This window comes from Pontibacter coccineus (assembly GCF_030546575.1).
Lineage (GTDB): Bacteria > Bacteroidota > Bacteroidia > Cytophagales > Hymenobacteraceae > Pontibacter > Pontibacter coccineus.
Window position 1 is genome coordinate 54,564 of record NZ_JAUOTN010000001.1, and the last position, 17,299, is coordinate 71,862.

General features: G+C 51.4%; 19 protein-coding genes. 12 read left to right on the plus strand and 7 right to left on the minus strand.

Annotated elements, in window-relative coordinates; translation table 11 throughout:
• Positions 1 to 53: 53 nt before the first annotated feature.
• From Q4E40_RS00250 to Q4E40_RS00260, 3 genes are read left to right on the plus strand one after another with little or no spacing between them, the layout of a single operon-like run.
• Positions 54 to 872, plus strand: a complete 819-nt coding sequence (locus Q4E40_RS00250; RefSeq protein WP_303409383.1) for an MlaE family ABC transporter permease — start codon at positions 54 to 56, stop codon at positions 870 to 872.
• Complete coding sequence (locus tag Q4E40_RS00255) at positions 872 to 1,651, plus strand: ABC transporter ATP-binding protein (protein WP_303409384.1); 780 nt, start codon at positions 872 to 874, stop codon at positions 1,649 to 1,651. The genes Q4E40_RS00250 and Q4E40_RS00255 overlap by 1 nt, the downstream gene beginning before the upstream one ends.
• Entirely contained in the window at positions 1,652 to 2,716 is a 1,065-nt protein-coding gene (locus Q4E40_RS00260; RefSeq protein ID WP_303409385.1) for an MlaD family protein, read from the plus strand. It begins immediately after the preceding gene.
• A gap of 64 nt (positions 2,717 to 2,780) precedes the next feature.
• Here the strand turns inward: Q4E40_RS00260 and Q4E40_RS00265 are convergent, their stop codons facing one another.
• The 5 genes from Q4E40_RS00265 to rsmA form a co-directional block, all read right to left on the minus strand.
• Positions 2,781 to 3,182, minus strand: coding sequence for an HIT family protein (locus Q4E40_RS00265; RefSeq protein WP_303409386.1), 402 nt, complete (start codon positions 3,180 to 3,182; stop codon positions 2,781 to 2,783).
• A gap of 4 nt (positions 3,183 to 3,186) precedes the next feature.
• Complete coding sequence (gene greA, locus Q4E40_RS00270) at positions 3,187 to 3,660, minus strand: transcription elongation factor GreA (protein WP_303409387.1); 474 nt, start codon at positions 3,658 to 3,660, stop codon at positions 3,187 to 3,189.
• A gap of 319 nt (positions 3,661 to 3,979) precedes the next feature.
• The gene (locus Q4E40_RS00275; protein ID WP_303409388.1) at positions 3,980 to 4,933 is read right to left on the minus strand and encodes an NAD(P)-dependent oxidoreductase; all 954 of its coding nucleotides are present in this window, start codon (positions 4,931 to 4,933) and stop codon (positions 3,980 to 3,982) included.
• Positions 4,934 to 4,937: 4 nt separating this feature from the next.
• Positions 4,938 to 6,290 carry a magnesium transporter gene (mgtE, locus tag Q4E40_RS00280; protein WP_303409389.1) on the minus strand — a complete coding sequence of 451 codons (1,353 nt, stop codon included), beginning with the start codon at positions 6,288 to 6,290 and terminating at the stop codon, positions 4,938 to 4,940.
• Positions 6,291 to 6,294: 4 nt separating this feature from the next.
• Complete coding sequence (gene rsmA / locus Q4E40_RS00285) at positions 6,295 to 7,074, minus strand: 16S rRNA (adenine(1518)-N(6)/adenine(1519)-N(6))-dimethyltransferase RsmA (protein WP_303409390.1); 780 nt, start codon at positions 7,072 to 7,074, stop codon at positions 6,295 to 6,297.
• A gap of 157 nt (positions 7,075 to 7,231) precedes the next feature.
• Between rsmA and Q4E40_RS00290 the strand changes: the two genes are divergently transcribed.
• From Q4E40_RS00290 to Q4E40_RS00315, 6 genes are all read left to right on the plus strand, one after another.
• Positions 7,232 to 8,665 (plus strand): leucyl aminopeptidase family protein, encoded by a 1,434-nt coding sequence (locus Q4E40_RS00290; protein ID WP_303409391.1) that lies wholly within the window; start codon positions 7,232 to 7,234, stop codon positions 8,663 to 8,665.
• A 7-nt stretch (positions 8,666 to 8,672) separates the two neighbouring features.
• On the plus strand, positions 8,673 to 9,695 hold the full coding sequence (gene pdxA, locus Q4E40_RS00295; RefSeq protein ID WP_303409392.1) for a 4-hydroxythreonine-4-phosphate dehydrogenase PdxA: 1,023 nt from the start codon (positions 8,673 to 8,675) through the stop codon (positions 9,693 to 9,695).
• A 66-nt stretch (positions 9,696 to 9,761) separates the two neighbouring features.
• A complete protein-coding gene (locus tag Q4E40_RS00300) occupies positions 9,762 to 10,310 on the plus strand; it encodes a YceD family protein (protein WP_303409393.1) in 549 nt (182 codons plus the stop codon).
• 54 nt (positions 10,311 to 10,364) lie between these two features.
• Complete coding sequence (gene rpmF / locus Q4E40_RS00305) at positions 10,365 to 10,562, plus strand: 50S ribosomal protein L32 (protein WP_007658910.1); 198 nt, start codon at positions 10,365 to 10,367, stop codon at positions 10,560 to 10,562.
• Between the two features lie 51 nt (positions 10,563 to 10,613).
• Positions 10,614 to 11,558 carry a phosphate acyltransferase PlsX gene (gene plsX / locus Q4E40_RS00310; RefSeq protein WP_303409394.1) on the plus strand — a complete coding sequence of 315 codons (945 nt, stop codon included), beginning with the start codon at positions 10,614 to 10,616 and terminating at the stop codon, positions 11,556 to 11,558.
• 134 nt (positions 11,559 to 11,692) lie between these two features.
• Positions 11,693 to 12,691 carry a beta-ketoacyl-ACP synthase III gene (locus Q4E40_RS00315; protein ID WP_303409395.1) on the plus strand — a complete coding sequence of 333 codons (999 nt, stop codon included), beginning with the start codon at positions 11,693 to 11,695 and terminating at the stop codon, positions 12,689 to 12,691.
• 73 nt (positions 12,692 to 12,764) lie between these two features.
• Here Q4E40_RS00315 and Q4E40_RS00320 read toward each other — a convergent pair whose 3' ends face one another.
• Together Q4E40_RS00320 and Q4E40_RS00325 are read right to left on the minus strand one after the other, a co-directional pair.
• Positions 12,765 to 13,130, minus strand: a complete 366-nt coding sequence (locus tag Q4E40_RS00320) for a histidine kinase (protein ID WP_303409396.1) — start codon at positions 13,128 to 13,130, stop codon at positions 12,765 to 12,767.
• A gap of 24 nt (positions 13,131 to 13,154) precedes the next feature.
• Complete coding sequence (locus Q4E40_RS00325) at positions 13,155 to 14,414, minus strand: PAS domain-containing protein (protein ID WP_303409397.1); 1,260 nt, start codon at positions 14,412 to 14,414, stop codon at positions 13,155 to 13,157.
• A gap of 315 nt (positions 14,415 to 14,729) precedes the next feature.
• Between Q4E40_RS00325 and efp the strand changes: the two genes are divergently transcribed.
• The 3 genes from efp to accC all read left to right on the plus strand — a co-directional run bounded on the left by efp (position 14,730) and on the right by accC (position 17,263).
• Positions 14,730 to 15,293, plus strand: coding sequence for an elongation factor P (efp, locus tag Q4E40_RS00330; RefSeq protein ID WP_303409398.1), 564 nt, complete (start codon positions 14,730 to 14,732; stop codon positions 15,291 to 15,293).
• A 4-nt stretch (positions 15,294 to 15,297) separates the two neighbouring features.
• Complete coding sequence (gene accB, locus Q4E40_RS00335; RefSeq protein WP_303409399.1) at positions 15,298 to 15,792, plus strand: acetyl-CoA carboxylase biotin carboxyl carrier protein; 495 nt, start codon at positions 15,298 to 15,300, stop codon at positions 15,790 to 15,792.
• A gap of 127 nt (positions 15,793 to 15,919) precedes the next feature.
• Positions 15,920 to 17,263 (plus strand): acetyl-CoA carboxylase biotin carboxylase subunit, encoded by a 1,344-nt coding sequence (accC, locus tag Q4E40_RS00340; protein ID WP_303409400.1) that lies wholly within the window; start codon positions 15,920 to 15,922, stop codon positions 17,261 to 17,263.
• Positions 17,264 to 17,299: the final 36 nt, after the last annotated feature.

Below are 17,299 nucleotides of genomic sequence, written 5' to 3' on the forward strand. Positions count from 1 at the left end.
TTTTGCCGCTGCTTCGTCAATGGCATTGTATAGGTGAATCCTAAACAGCATAAATGGATTTAGACAAAAATAAACCGGGAGCTTCTCCAGCCCGGCGCAGGTATGTAACGACACGCAGACTCGACAGAATATTTGTTGAGTTGGCAAATGTGTACCGTTTCAACGCGCGGTTTTTCAAGGAGGTGTGGTTTCCGCCTTACGAGCTCAGGGAGGTCATCAGGCAGTGCTACGAAATCGGTGTGCGCTCTTTGCCGCTGATCTCGCTCACAGGCTTTATCATCGGTATCGTGTTCACGAACCAGTCGCGCCCTTCCCTGGCCGATTTTGGTGCCACTTCGCTCCTGCCTGCCCTTATTTCCGTGGCCATCATCCGGGCCATTGGTCCGCTGGTGACAGCCCTTATTGCAGCTGGCCGGGTAGGTTCCGCCATCGGTGCCGAGTTGGGCTCCATGCGCGTGACGGAGCAGATCGACGCCATGGAGGTGTCGGCCACCAACCCGTTTAAATTTCTGGTGGTCACCCGGGTGCTGGCCTCTACCCTGATGATCCCGGCCTTGACGATGTTTACCACGCTTGTGTCGCTGCTGGGCGGCTACCTGAACGTGCACCAGAACGAACTCACCTCCCTGAGTGTCTTCTTCTACCAGGTTTTTGATGCCATCACGTTCCTGGACATCATCGCCTCTTCGGTCAAGTCTGTGATCTTTGGCTTCACGATTGGCATGGTGGGATGCTACAAAGGCTATAATTCCTCTAAAGGCACAGAGGGTGTGGGCAAGGCGGCCAACTCGTCGGTGGTAACGGCCATGTTCCTTATCTTTATTGAAGAGCTGCTCATCATGCAGGTTATCAACACAATCAGAGCTTTTTAATGGAGGCAAAAAGAATAAACCCTAACATCGATAGGAGCGAGAAAGTGATTACTATCCGGGGCCTCAGAAAAGCATTCGACGATTTTGAGGTACTCAGAGGTGTAGACCTTGATCTATTTAAAGGAGAAAACCTGGTGGTGCTCGGCCGCTCCGGTACGGGCAAGTCCGTGTTGATCAAAATCATATCCGGTTTGCTGCAGGCAGACGAAGGGACGGTTAACGTATTGGGCCAAGATGTAGGCGGTCTCAAGCCACGGGAAATGGATGCGCTTCGGCTTAAGATCGGGTTCTCGTTTCAGAACAGCGCCTTGTACGACAGTATGACCGTGCGCGAGAACCTCGAGTTTCCGCTGGAGCGGCACGCAAAGCACATGACCGTAGCTGAACGGGAAGACACGATCCAGTATGTGCTGGAGGCCGTGGGGCTTTTGCAGGCCATCAACCAGATGCCTTCCGAACTGTCTGGTGGCCAGCGCAAGCGAATCGGTATTGCCCGCACCCTGATCCTGAAACCGGATATCATGCTCTATGACGAGCCCACGGCCGGCCTCGACCCCATTACGTGCATCGAGATCAACAGCCTGATCAATGAAGTACAGGAGAAATTCAACACCTCCTCCATCATCATTACCCACGACCTAACCTGCGCCCGCGCCGTAGGAGACAGAATAGTGATGCTGCTCGACGGACAGTTCCAGCGCGAAGGCACCTTTGATGAAGTGTTCGAAAGTAATGACGAGCGCGTACAATCTTTTTATAACTACAACTTTATAGACTAGATGAGTTCTGCAGATAATAAACGCACTGTTATAGTTGGTATCTTCACTTTCCTGGCGATCGTGATCCTGGTGGCTGGTATTTTTATGCTGGCCGGTCAGCAAAAGCGCCTGATCAACACGGTAACGCTTACCGCCATTTTTGATGACGTAGCCGGATTGCGAACCGGTAACAATGTTTGGTTTTCGGGCGTGAAGATCGGCACCATCAAGTCCATCAACCTGTATGGTGACTCGCAGGTAGAGGTGGTCATGAACATTGAGGAGAAGGTACAGCAGTTCATCCGCAAAAACGCATCGGCCCGCATCAGTTCCGAGAGCTTCATCGGCAACAAGAACATCGTAATTGACGGAGGCACCCAGGCTGCCGCACCTATTGAGGACGGCGACCGGATAACAGCCATAAGCCCGCTCAACACCGATGACCTGATGGAAAAGCTGCAGCAGAACAACGAGAACCTGGTCGCGATCACCGGTGATTTTAAGCAGCTGACCTCCCGCCTGGTGAAAGGCGAGGGAACCGTAGGCGCCCTGCTGACCGACACGACCATGGCCCAGAACTTCCGTGGTGTGGTAGCCAACCTGCAGCGCACGTCCGAAAGCACCGTCAACGCCTCGCGCTCCCTGTCCGCCTTCACTAAAAAACTCAACTCACCGGACGGCCTGGCAAACCAACTGGTAACTGACAAAGAAGTATTCCAGCAGCTGAAAAACTCGATGACACAGTTAGAAGAAGCTACGGCTTCGACAACTGAAATAACAGAGAACCTGCGTACGGCTACCACTCAGCTTAACAACAGCAACAGTGCCGTGGGTGTGCTTCTCAATGACCAGAAATTTGCCCGTCAGTTGCAGAGCACCATGCAGAACCTGGAGACCGGCACTGAAAAGCTGGACCAGAACATGGAGGCTTTGCAAAATAACTTCCTGCTGAGAGGGTTTTTCAAAAGAGAGGCCCGGGAAAAGGCCAAGGAACTGAAGCAACAACAGAATCAGCCACCGCAGCAAGTGCAGCCAAAAGACACCACGCAACTGGAATTTAAGCCTTCGATCTTACAAAAGAACTAAAAACAGAAAGGGGCGCATCATTGAGATGCGCCCCTTTTTATTGAGCCTCAGGTATAGCTATACCTTATGAAGCTTCATATGCCTTGCGGATCTTCTCCGCCACTTCCTCAAATTCCTCTTTGCTGAACTGCTGCTTGTTGGCAAAGTTCATGTCGGCCATTTTGTTGAGCGGGATCAGGTGTACGTGCGCATGGGGCACTTCCAGGCCTACCACCGCTACCCCAATGCGCTTGCAGGGGACGGCTTTCTCTACAGCAGCCGCCACTTTCTTAGCGAAAGCCATCAGGCCCAGGTATAGCGCATCGTCCAGGTCAAACAAGTAATCGATCTGCTGCTTAGGTATAACCAAGGTATGGCCTTTGGTGGTCGGAAACACGTCCAGAAAGGCCAGGTAGCGATCATCCTCGGCTATTTTGTAAGCGGGAATCTCGCCTTTTACAATTTTAGTGAAGATAGACGGCTCCATAAGCTTAGCGACTGATTTCCAGAATTTCGAACTCGATCTTTCCGGCCGGCACGGTGATCTCAGCCTTTTCGCCAACCGACTTGCCCAACAGGCCCTTTCCGATCGGAGACTTCACAGAGATTTTGCCGGAGGTCAGGTCAGCCTCTTCTTCTGCCACCAGGGTATAGTTCATCACCATGTTGTTTTTCAGGTTCTTGATCTTCACCTTGGAGAGGATCAGCGCCTTGCTCGTATCCAGGTTCGACTCGTCTATCAGACGGGCGTTGCCTACTACTTCTTCCAGCTTGGAAATTTTCAGTTCCAGGTGTCCCTGTGCGTCCTTGGCGGCGTCATACTCAGCGTTCTCGCTCAGGTCGCCTTTGTCGCGTGCCTCTGCCAATTGACGGGCAACCTCCGAGCGACCCTTTGTCTTCAGCTCGTGTAGCTCTTCCTTTAGCTTTTGTAAACCTTCAGCGGTGTAATAAGAAATGTTGCTCATAATACTGTCTTCACGTTTTAAAACACAAAAACAAAAAGAACGGCTATGTGAAACATAACCGTTCTTTTTGCCTGATATGTAATTGATTTATTTTCTCTTCTTCAGCCTGCCTGCATCAAAACAAGCGGGGGCTTCTGGGTAAGCCACATGCGCACGGGCATTCCCCGATGGCACTGAGTTGAGCAAATATACAAATTTATTTTAATACAAAATTTTTCGGCGATACTTATTTATCGGCACCAAAAACACTTGTTTCGGGCGCCTGTATCACTTCTATACGTAAATGCAGCAGCGTAGGACGGGACCCCGAACAGGATTCTTAAGAAAGCTTCCCGGCCTCCTGCAAGGCTTGTATTTTCTGTACCAGCACCTCGTTTATCTGCACATAGGATTCATGCGTCCAGCCCGCGATATGGGGCGTAAGCACCACATGTCCAGCGGACTTAAGGTAATCGAAGTTGCGGCTTTGCGCCTCCGTCAGGCTGTGTAGCTTCTCGTTTTCGAGCACATCGAGGGCAGCCCCTTTCAGCTTGCCGGTCTGCAGGTGCTGAACGAGTGCCGATTGGTCCACCACCTCGCCACGGGAAGTGTTCATGAACCAGATCTGCTTTTGAAAGCCCTGAAAAAAGGCCTCGTCCGCAAAAGTCCGGTTCTCAGGTATATAAGGTATATGCAGGCTCACAATATCCGCTTCTGCCTGCAACTCCTCCAGCGATACAGCCTCTGCCGGCGCTGAGATCTTTTCAGGGGCGAACCGGTCGTAGGCCAGGATGCGGCAGCCGAAGCCACGCAGCACGCGGGCAAAGCTTTGCCCCATGTTGCCGTAGCCGATGATGCCGACTGTTTTGCCGCTGATCTCTTCTCCCCTGTTCTCTTCGCGCAGCCATACCTTGTCGCGCACCTGCCGGTCGCCGCGCGAGATGTTGCGCATCAGACTGAACAGCATCCCCAGGGCATGCTCGCCAACTGCCTGCCGGTTTCCTTCGTTGGCCCCAAACAGCGCTATACCTCGCTCCTGCAGCGCCTCCGCATCGATGTTGTCCAGTCCCGCTCCAGCTCTTCCCACAAACCTGAGTGTATCAGCCATTTTGATAGTATCGGCCGTAATGCGCATTTTGCTCCGCACGATCATGCCCTCAAAACCCACCAGTGCCTCGCACACCTCGATCGGCTTGATGTCCGGGCGGTAGTCGTAGGCTATACCTATACCTTCCAGCATTGGAAACAGGCTGGGGTGTACTTCGTCAATGATGAGGATGCGTGGTTTGGCCATGGGCTTACAAATCATACAGCATGTGCGCTACACCAAAGTATATGGCCAGTCCCAACAAGTCGTTCGCCGTCGTGATAAACGGGCCGGCCGCAACGGCAGGGTTCACGCCCAGTTTGTCGAGCAGCATAGGCGTCAGTGTTCCCATCAGCGAGGCCAGCATCACGACGGAAAACAGCGCTACAGAAACAACCGTCGAGAGTTTGAGATCCTGCCGGAACAGATAGGTAAAACCAAAAACAAGCGCCGAGATGATGAGTGCATTCATAAACGCCACCATGATCAGCTTTAAAAGGCGCTGTGTAAAGTTCTCGAAGATCACCGCGTTGGATGAGAGCGTTTGGATGATGATGGACGAAGACTGTATACCTACGTTACCGCCCGTCGCCGTGATCAGCGGTACAAACAGTGCAAGCGCTGGCAGCATGGCAATGTCGGCCTCAAAAAACCCCATGAAATGCGCGGCCAGCAAGCCTCCCACCATCCCGATCACAAGCCAGGGTATACGGGAGCGCGAAATACGGAACACGCTGTCGTCTTCCTCTACATTCTCCGAGATACCCGTCATGAGCTGACGGCTGAGTTCGGCCTGCTCCTGCATTACGTCAATCACGTCGTCAATGGTGATGCGGCCAAGCAGTTTGCCCTGTATGTTAACCACAGGTATAGCCTCGAGGTCGTACTTCTGCATCACGCTCACCACCTCGTTTTCGTCGCGGAATGACTCGATCGAGATCACGTCTTCGTTGTAAATGTCTTTTACCAGCTTATCGTCTTTGGAGAGCAGAAGTGTTTTAATACCGAGTCGACCAAGCAAAATGTCGCGGTTATCCACCACGTACACGGTATAGATCCGCTCCACGTCCTCGGCCTGCCTGCGAATTTCCTCGATGCATTGCCGCACACGCCAGTTGATATTCACCTTGATCAACTCTTTCGCCATCAGACCGCCGGCGCAGTCCTCTTCGTAGTGCAGCAGGTCCAGAATGTCATCGGCCTTCTCCTCGTTCTCGATCAGGGCGATCACCTCCTCGCGCCGCTGCACATTCATCTCGTTCAGAATGTCCACGGCGTCATCCGAGTCCATCAGGTTGACGTAGCGCGCTATCTCCTGGCTGGTGAAATAGGCTAAGAAGTCGGTGCGGATGTCGTAGTCAAGATCACTGAGAATCTGCGAACCGGTTTCGGGAGGCAGCAGGTCCAGCACGTACTTCGACTCGTTGGTATCGAGCTCGTACAGCACCGTCGTGATGTCGGCCGGATACATGTCGGTCATGGTCTCCAGCAGGAAACCCTTGTCGTCGCGTGCTATTGCCTCTTCAACCTGTTCTATGTATTCGCGTGTGATCTCTACCTGCATGGTATTATATGTTCTGCTCTACGAGCTGGGTCAATGCTATAAAATCCTCTACTGACAACTGCTCTGCCCGTTGGTCGAAGACAGGCTGCGTTGTAACTTCCGGCGGGAGGTTGAAAGTCTTGAGGCAGTTACGCAGCGTTTTGCGCCTTGTTCCAAAACTGTTCTTCACGACAGAGAAAAAGAGCTTCTCGCTGCAGGGCAGGCTCTCCCGGTTGTTGCGCACCACACTGATGACGCCCGACTTCACTTTGGGTGGCGGGTGAAACACGTTTTCGTGCACTGTGAACTTATATTCAATGGTATAAAAGGCCTGCAGGAGCACGCTCAGAATACCATAGGCTTTGGAACCCGGAGGCGAGGCCAGCCGCTCGGCCACCTCTTTCTGGATCATACAGACCACCTCCGGCACCACGTCGCGGTGCTCGAGCACTTTAAAAAATATCTGGCTGGAGATGTTGTAAGGAAAATTGCCGATGATGGAGAACTTGCCCGGAAACAGCTTGCTCAGGTCGGTCTTCAGAAAATCAGCCGAGATGATGCGGTCACCCAGCTGCGGAAAATGCTGCTGCAAATAGGCAATCGACTCACGGTCGATGTCCAGCACTGTTGTGGTGTACTCCTTATGCTCGAGCATGTACTGCGTGAGCACGCCCATACCCGGGCCGATCTCCAGCACATCCGTCACCCCGCCGGGCAGCGTCAGTTGCTCCACTATTTTGCGGGCGATGTTCTGGTCGACCAGAAAGTGCTGGCCCAGGTGCTTCTTCGGACTTACTTTGCTCACGTGCTATGTGTTATGTTCCCGGCTGCTTAAGACAATTTCACCGAAAACCCGTTATACCCTATTACTATGCGACACCACTGCCGGCTATACCTGTGTGCGGCCTTTCGCATTACACTATATACTTACTATATTGCAGCTCCAAAGATACGAATGACAAATGCCAACACAACTCAAATACAATACATCGGTAGGTAAAAATACAGACGTAGCCCTGATTGTGCGGGCTGACCAGACAGATTCGCTCCCAGAGCTCAGCTCAGACGAAGCCGCCTACCTGAAACGTCAGTTGGAGGCGGAGGCGAAGATCGTCTCCCTGAACCGCTATACCCAACGGGTATACGTGGTGGTATACCCAGAAGGCAAAACTCAGAACGCCACCCGAGAGGCGCTGCGCCAGGCGGGCTATACCCTGCTCAAGCAACTTAAGGCCGACAAGGTGGAAGAGCTTGCCATTCAGGATCTCACCAAAACCGACGCCAGCCCCTACCTGGCCGAGGGCCTATACCTGAGCAACTACCAGTTTCAGAAGTATAGGACCAAGAACAGCAAGCCAAACCCTCTACAGACCATCGTGCTGACAGACGAAAACCTGTCGGAGTTTGATGTGATGGAGCTGCAAAACGTGCTCGACGCCGTGACCATCACGCGTGACCTGGTGAACGAGCCCAACAGCCATCAATCAGCCACCCAGTTCAGCGAGGAACTGGTAGCGCTGGGCGAACAGGCAGGATTTACCACGCAGGTGTTCGACGAACTGCAGTTACAGTCTCTGAAGATGGGTGGTCTGCTGGCCGTGAACCAGGGCAGCGAAGAGCCACCTACCTTTAATATATTAGAGTGGAAACCGGAAGGTGCCACTAATAGCAAACCTTACGTGCTGGTGGGCAAAGGCGTGGTATACGACACCGGCGGCCTCAGCCTGAAGCCAACGCCACAGTCTATGGACTACATGAAGTCCGACATGGCTGGTGCCGCTGCCGTAACCGGTGTGCTATATGCGCTGGCAAAAAACAATGTGCAGCTGCACGTCATCGCGCTTATACCTGCCACCGACAACCGTCCGGGCGGCAAAGCCTATGCGCCGGGCGACGTGCTCACCATGCACAACGGCATGACGGTGGAGGTACTCAACACCGACGCCGAAGGCCGCCTGATCTTGGCCGACGCCCTGAGTTTTGCCCAGAAGTACAAGCCGGAGCTGGTGATCGACATGGCCACCCTGACCGGAGCCGCGGCCCGCGCCATCGGCAAAGAAGGCCTGGTAGCCATGAGCAATGCCGGGGACGAGGTGATGACTGCCCTGAAAAAAGCAGGGGAAGCCGAGCACGAACGTATTGTGGAGTTTCCGCTGTGGGATGAGTATAAGAAGCACATCGAGTCGGACATAGCCGACATCAAGAACCTGGGTGGTGCCGAGGCAGGCGCTATTTCGGCGGGTGTTTTCCTGGAGTATTTCACCGACTACCCGTGGGTGCACTTTGACATCGCTGGCACGGCTTACCTGCTGGGCGAAGACTCTTACCGTGGCAAACTGGCTACCGGATCGGGCGTGCGCCTGGTTTACAACTACCTTAGCTCTCTGGCTAACTAAGCAACAAATGGACAACAGACACAAAGCAAAAATAGGCATCAGCATCGGCGACACGAACGGTATCGGCCCGGAGATCATTGTCAAAACCCTTTCAGACCAGCGCATCCTCAATTTCTGCACGCCGGTTATTTACGGATCTGCCGCTGTCATCAACCAGGTACGCAAAGCCCTGAGCGCCGAGCACTTCCACTATCAGCAGGTGGATTCTGCGCAGGAGCTTATATCGAAAAAGATCAACCTGATCAATTGCTGGGAAGAGGACATCGCCGTAGAGCCAGGCACACCCAAGCCGGAATCCGGCAAGGCCTCGCTTGACTCGCTGCTGGCCGCCTCCCGCGACCTGAAAGCCGGTCTGCTGGATGGCCTGGTAACCGCCCCGATTGATAAAGACAACATCCAGTCGGAAGAGTTTAAATTCCCGGGCCACACCGAGTTCCTGACTTCTTACTTCGACGCCGCCGACAGCCTGATGCTGCTCGTGGCAGACGACCTGCGTGTGGCAACCGTAACGGGCCATATACCTGTAAAAGACGTAGCCAGCAAAATCAATTTCGACCTGATCATCCGCAAGATCACGATCCTGCAGGAGTCGCTGCGCAAAGATTTCGGTATACTGAAGCCACGGATCGCCGTGCTCGGATTGAATCCCCATGCTGGTGAGAAAGGGCTGCTGGGAACCGAAGAGCTGGAAATCATCCGTCCGGCTGTGATGCACCTGAAGGACAAAGGTCAGCTAGTATTCGGCCCCTACCCTGCCGACGGCTTCTTTGGTATGCGCATGTACAAGCAGTTCGACGCCGTGCTGAGCATGTACCACGACCAGGGGCTCATACCTTTCAAAACACTGGCCATGGAAACCGGTGTGAACTACACGGCCGGCCTGCCGATCGTGCGCACTTCCCCGGACCACGGCACGGCCTACGACATCGCCGGAAAAAATACAGCTGATGAAACCTCTTTCAGAGAAGCGCTGTTCCTTGCCTGCGACATCATAAAAAAGCGCCAGACAGAGCAAAAGCCTGTTTTATAAATCGGGCTGCTATTTTATTTGTCAAAATATTGTTCTAATTTTGCGTCTTGCAATAAAAACACGGTAGTGAAAAAGCTTAGAGACTACGAAATCGGCATAGCCAAACTCAGTAACAGAAAGCATGATTACGAGTTTGAGATGGACGATTCATTCTTTGCTTTGTTTGAGCAGGAGATCATACTGGGGGGAAAGCTACTGGCGAAAGTAGAGCTCGATAAAACCGAGTCGCTGCTGACGCTGCATTTTGACATTAAAGGGCACGTACGCCTCACCTGCGACCGCAGTCTGGAGGAGTTTGACCAGCCGGTGGACATCGAAGAGACACTGCTGATCAAGTATGGAGAGGAAAATGCCGAGCTGGATGAGGACTTGTGGCAGATCACGCCAGAGACGCAGACGCTCAGCGTAGCACAGCACCTGTATGATTACATTGGTTTATCGCTGCCAATGAAGAAGCTCCACCCACGTTTTGTGGAAGAGCTGGATGAAGACGACGAAAGGGATATCCTGATCTACTCTTCGCGCAAGGCAAGCGACAGTGAAGGGAATGACAACGATGGAGATGACGATGATGACGTTGACCCGCGTTGGGATGCCTTGAAAAACCTGAACTAACAAGCAGTAGAATAATAAAGTATTACATAACAGCAAGTAAATTTATAACTAAAAATGGCACATCCTAAACGCAAGATTTCGAAGACCAGAAGAGATAAGAGAAGAACTCACCAGAAACTCTCTGAGAAAGCGATTGCTATCTGCCCTACTACAGACACTCCTCACCTGTTTCACCATGCTTACGTGGTAGAAGGCGACCTGTATCACAAAGGCAAACTGGCGATCAAAAATTATACAACAAACGCTCAGTAACCGAAGTCTGTACTCCGTTTCAGTTCTGTATAATTTAACGTCATCCAGTACATGAGAATCGCCCTGGACGCTATGGGCGGCGACTATGCACCTGAAGCAAACGTGAAGGGTGCAATGTTAGCTGCAGAACAGCTCGAAGAAGATTATGAGATCCTGCTTATTGGCAAGGAAGATATTCTGAATCAGCTGCTGAAAGAATATGGTTACACTGGTTCTGTTATAAAGGTGGTAAACGCCTCCCAGGTGATTGACATGGGAGAACATCCCACCAAAGCACTCACCCAGAAGCCGGACTCCAGTATCGCTGTAGGTTTTGGTATGCTTAAGGCTGGAAAAGCACATGCTTTTTGCAGCACCGGCAATACCGGGGCTATGCTGGTAGGAGCTATGTTCAGCGTAAAAGCCGTAGAAGGCATTTTAAGACCATCTATCGGCGGTCTGGTACCCAAGCTCAATGGTGGCTTCGGTATTATACTGGATGTGGGTGCTAACGCAGACTGCAAACCTGAAGTACTGGAGCAGTTCGGCGAAATTGGCTCTATCTACGCCAAATACGTACTGGAAATCGAAAATCCGAAAGTTGGGTTGATGAACCTGGGCGAAGAGGAAGGCAAAGGCACTGTCAACACACAGGCAGCGCACCAGCGCCTCAAAGTTAATCCAAACATCAACTTCATCGGCAACATCGAGGGACGCGACATGTTCAACGACAAAGCTGATGTGATCGTTTGTGACGGGTATACCGGCAACATCATTTTGAAGATGGCGGAGTCTGTTTACGACATCCTCAACGAGAAGAACATGCACGATCCTTTTTTCGACAAGTTCAACTATGAGGCCGTAGGCGGCAGCCCGATCCTGGGCATCAATGGCAACGCCGTTATCGGACATGGTGTCTCTTCTCCTCTGGCTGTCTGCAACATGGTGCTGCAGGCCCAGAAAATGGTGGCCACGAACCTGTCTGAACGTTTTAAAAAGCATACGGGCGTCCAATAAAAGACGCTGGCTCAGGCCAAACACCTTTCTTGGCACAAACTGTCTCACTACTCTTTTTGCGTGAGGGCGGTTTGTGCCAAGTTTTTTTTATTATATTGCCGTCTTAAACCTCCAACACTTATACCTTTCACAATATGAGTAAAATTACTGCCGCGATCACAGGAGTGGCTGGTTATGTTCCGGACTACGTGCTTACGAACAAGGAACTGGAAACAATGGTAGAAACCAATGATGAATGGATCCTTTCACGCACCGGTATTAAAGAAAGGCGCATTCTGAAGGGCGAAGGTAAAGGCACCTCGCATATTGCAGTACCGGCAGTACTGGACTTACTCAAAAAAACCAATACCAAACCAGAAGAAGTAGAACTCCTCATCTGCGCCACCACTACCCCTGACATGGTTTTCCCGGCCACGGCCAACCTGATCACGGCTGAAGTAGGCGCCGTGAATGCCTTTGGTTACGACCTGCAGGCTGCTTGCTCCGGTTTCCTTTTCGCACTGGCTACCGCCTCTAAGTTCATCGAGTCAGGACAGTACAAAAAAGTGATCGTAGTAGGAGCCGATAAGATGTCTGCTATCGTTGATTATACCGACCGTGCCACCTGTATCATTTTTGGGGATGGCGGTGGTGCTGTGATGCTGGAGCCTAACACGGAAGGCTACGGTATACAGGACTCCATATTGAAGTCAGACGGAACAGGCGCCCAGTTCCTGCACATGAAAGCAGGCGGCAGCCGCAAACCGGCTACTATCGAAACGGTACAGGCACGTGAACACTACGCCTACCAGGAAGGCCAGCAGGTATTTAAGTTTGCCGTTAAAGGTATGGCAGATGTATCGGCTGAGGTAATGGAACGCAACAACCTGACGGCAGAAGATGTCGCTTGGCTGGTGCCGCATCAGGCCAACAAACGCATCATCGACGCGACTGCGAACCGCATGGGTGTGGGCAGTGACAAGGTAATGCTCAACATTGAGCGTTACGGCAACACAACAAGCGGTACCATCCCACTTTGCCTGTGGGAGTATGAGAAACAGCTGAAAAAAGGCGACAACCTGATTCTGGCTGCCTTCGGCGGCGGTTTTACGTGGGGCGCCATCTACTTAAAGTGGGCTTACGATTCGAAATAACATACTCTGATTATAAACAGGAAAAGCGGCTGAGATGCCGCTTTTCCTGTTTATAGATCCTTCATCCGATTACTTATACCATGTCAGTACGTAGCGCAAGTCGCTTCTCCATTTGCGTGAGCAGTTCCTGAAAGCGATCAGAAAGCTTCTCTATCTCCTTCATGCCGGCATGTGCCTGGTCGATGCTGCCGTTTCGGTAAAGTGTGAACAGCTGATTCGCATATGACAGCAACTCGCTATGTGTTTTCTGGAGATTGAACAGTTCGGGTTCATTGCTATACTTTACCTTCCCCACTTGCAAGAACCAATGGCTGATCGGTCCTGACTCTGAAAAAAACACGCTATCGAATACCCCACCGTACAGCACAGAGCGCACCTTGGACTTAAACAGAATATGTTTAATCCGGATCTGCTGAAAATCTACCTGCGCTGAATTCACTTGTTTCCTTTCTAAAAGCTGCTCCTATTCATCTACTGCAATACCCAATTCCTGCAGTTTTTTCTTCATTTGATATTTGTCGGTCACATTAAAACCAGCGACCAGTATACCTATTGTTTGCTTATGCTCATCGAAAAGCGGCTGGAAAATGAAAGTAAGATAATTGTCCTCCAGCTTGCCCTCTGCAGTAGAGAGCTTCACAATAATCTCTTTGGCCTCAAAAGTCTTGCCCGTCTGGTAGACATTATCCAATACTTCAATAAAGCCCTGCTCTGCTATTTCAGGCAATGCTTCTGCCACAGTTTTACCTATCAGACTTACGTGAGGGAACAGGTCCTGATACTTGGTATTAACCAGTTCGTAGCGATGCTCCGTGCCTTTCAGGATGGCAAAGAAAGTCGGGGCCTGCATGATCAATCGCTCTAGTGTCATGCGCTCGTTCTCCACTTTGCGGAAAGCAAGCTGCACCTGGTCCGCCAGTTCCGACATCTGTTCGTTGCTTGTGAGGAGTTCCTGCACCAGGTTCTTCATGTCGTGGACGTCGCTGCAGCTTCCCAGCCACATCCGGATCGTGCCGTCTTCATTTCGCATGGGCAGGTAGCGGCTCAGGTACCAGCGGTAATCGCCTTCCTTGTCTCGGATACGGAGCTCAAGCTGGCCGGCCTCCCCTTTCTCAATCGCCTGCTGCCAGACTTTAGAGGCACTCTGCAAATCATCCGGATGAATGGCTTCTTTCCAACCACCCGCCATCAACTGCTCCATCGGGATGCCTGTATACGCTACCCACTGCTTATTGAAATAGGTCGAGTTACCTTCTGCGTCATCAGCATCGATGAGTTGCGGCATAGAGTCAGCCATGAACCGGAATTTCTGTTCGATGTCCTGCAAGGCCTTCTTCGTTTCCTCCCGCTCTGTCACGTCATTGGTTTCCTGCAGCACATACAACAATTCGCCCTGCTCATTCATAATCGGCGTATGAGAGGCTTCCCAGCATCGCTCATCGTAGCCGCTCCCGTCAGGTCGGGCAATTGCGTACCGTATCACGTCCAGGTATACCTTCTCGCCTTTGCGCATGGCTTCTTCTATGGAAAGCCGCACCGGGTTTTTTTCATAAGGCACATTCGGCTCGGGGAATGCCTCCAGTAAAAAATGTTTGCCCAGAATACTGTCCAACTGCCGCATCGTTACTTCCAGATAGCGCTTGTTGGCCCCTACTATTTTCATATCAGGGGCAAGCAGCACCAAAGCTTCGGGGGTGTTATCAAAGATGAGCTTATAATCCATGTAAGAGAGAGATTTACATTAAAAAAACGCACTGGCCAGGTGCTGTGGGCATACAACCATACGCACACCAGCAAAAAAGCGGCTATGCCGGCACAGCCTATTTTTTAAGATAATGGCAAATTTATATAAAATAAATGATTCGCCGGGCTATACCCCGGACTTTGTGGTAAGGATACATCCGGCTTGCTTTTCATGCGAATTGCCCTAAGCTTTTTAACCAATATTTGAGTATAATAGCTAACTTTGTTTGCAAGACAGCGATTTGCGCTATACTTTTATCGTTTCATTCAATTTCAAGCGTAACAACAGCATACTATGGCAACCACAGCTGATATCAGAAATGGTCTGTGCATGGAATTTAACAACGACCTTTATGTAGTTGTTGAATTTCAACATGTTAAACCAGGCAAAGGCCCAGCTTTCGTGAGAACGAAAATGCGCAACATCAAGACCGGAAAAATTTTAGATAACACTTTCTCGGCTGGTCATAAGATCACTACTGCCCGTGTGGAGCAGCGCCCGCACCAGTTCATCTATAAAGATGACATGGGGTATAACTTTATGGACATGAACACCTTTGAGCAGGTTGCGCTTGAAGAGAGAATGGTTCCTTTTGCCGATCTGATGAAAGAAGGTCAGGAGGTAACGATCCTGTTCCATGCTGAAACCGAAACGCCCCTTACCTGCGAGATCCCTCCTTTTGTGGAGCTCACCATTACCTATACGGAGCCAGGTCTTAAGGGCGACACAGCTACCAATGCATCCAAACCAGCCATCGTAGAAACAGGTGCCACCATCCAGGTACCGCTGTTTATTGGGCAGGATGAAAAAATCAAAGTAGACACACGAACTTATTCTTACGCAGAACGAGTAAAATAATAACATGAAAGCTAAAGAAATCCAGGACCTTATTGACTTTATCGCCAAGTCTGGCTTGAATAAAGTAAACATTGAGACAGAAGAATTCAAGATCTCGGTGAAGCGCGATCCAGACCAGAAGGTGAGCTATGTGAAAGAATCGGCAGGCGCAACGCATCATGTTGCAGCAGCTCCTGCGGCCGCTCCGGCAGCCCCTCAGGCTCCTGCGCCCCCCGCTGCTCCGGCAGCCCCTGCTGCGCCGGTAAGCGACGACAGCAAGTACATCGCCATCAAAGCACCTATGATCGGCACCTTCTACCGCTCTTCCAGCCCGGACAAGCCGGCGTTTGTGAACGTAGGCGACGAAGTGAAAAAGGGACAGGTAATCTGCATCATCGAAGCGATGAAGCTTTTCAACGAAATTGAGTCAGAGGTATCAGGCAAAATCGTAAAAGTGCTGGTTGACAACGCCAACCCGGTGGAGTACGATCAGCCGCTATACCTGGTAGATCCTAGCTAATTCATCGATTTGAAAATTTGAAAATGTGAAGATTCTGAAATGGAGATGGGGATAACCTTCTCCATTTTTATATCAACTCACCTGCATCTATCCATTTCCAAATCTCCGAATCTCCAAAACTGACATTATGTTTAAAAAAATACTAATCGCCAACAGAGGCGAGATTGCCCTGCGCATCATTCGTACCTGTAAGGAGATGGGCATCAAGACGGTTGCCGTATACTCCACGGCTGATAAGGAAAGCCTGCACGTGCGCTTTGCTGACGAGGCCGTATGCATTGGCCCACCGCCAAGTGCACAGTCATACCTCAACATGCCCAACCTGATCTCGGCTGCCGAGATCACCAACGCCGACGCGATTCACCCGGGTTACGGCTTCCTTTCTGAAAACGCTGAGTTCTCCCGCATTTGCGCCGAGCACAACATCAAATTCATCGGTGCCTCTCCGGAGATGATCAATGCCATGGGTGACAAGGCCTCTGCCAAGGACACCATGAAGAAGGCCGGTGTGCCGACCATACCTGGCTCTGACGGCTTGCTCAAGTCTGCGGAAGAAGGCAAGAAACTAGCCAAGAAAATCAAGTACCCTGTTATCATCAAGGCAACTGCCGGTGGTGGCGGACGTGGTATGCGTATCATCAAGAGCGAAGAAGAATTCGATAAAGCCTGGGAGGATGCCCGCACTGAATCCAAAGCTGCTTTCGGTAACGACGGCATCTACCTGGAGAAGTACATTGAAGAGCCGCGTCACATCGAGATCCAGCTGATCGGTGACCAGCACGGACAGGTAGCGCACCTTTCGGAGCGTGACTGCTCTATTCAGCGTCGCCATCAGAAACTGGTGGAGGAAACACCTTCTCCGTTCATCACAGACGACCTGCGTGACCGCATGGGCAAGGCGGCCATCAAGGGTGCCAAAGCCATCAACTACGAAGGCGTGGGAACGATTGAATTCCTGGTGGACAAGCACCGCGAGTTCTACTTTATGGAAATGAACACCCGTATCCAGGTAGAGCACCCGATCACAGAAGAGGTGATTGACTACGACCTGATCAAAGAGCAGATTAAGGTAGCCGCTGGTGAAAGAATCACGGGCAAAAACTACTACCCGAAGATGCACGCCATTGAGTGCCGCATCAACGCTGAGGATCCGAAGAACAACTTCCGTCCATCTCCAGGTAAGATTACCAATCTGCATGTGCCCGGCGGACATGGCGTTCGCGTAGACTCGCACGTTTACTCCGGCTATACCATCCCGTCGAACTACGACTCCATGATCGCGAAATTGATCGTGAGTGCACAGACGCGTGAAGAGGCCCTTGTGAAAATGAAGCGTGCTCTGAGCGAGTTCGTGATCGAGGGCGTGAAAACCACGGTGCCATTCCACCTGAAACTGATGGATGACCCGGGCTTCAAGGAAGGCAACTTCACGACAGCTTACCTGGACAATTTCGACTTCAGCTCGCTGTAAGCTCCAAAAATTATTAAATGAAAGAAAACCGGCCCC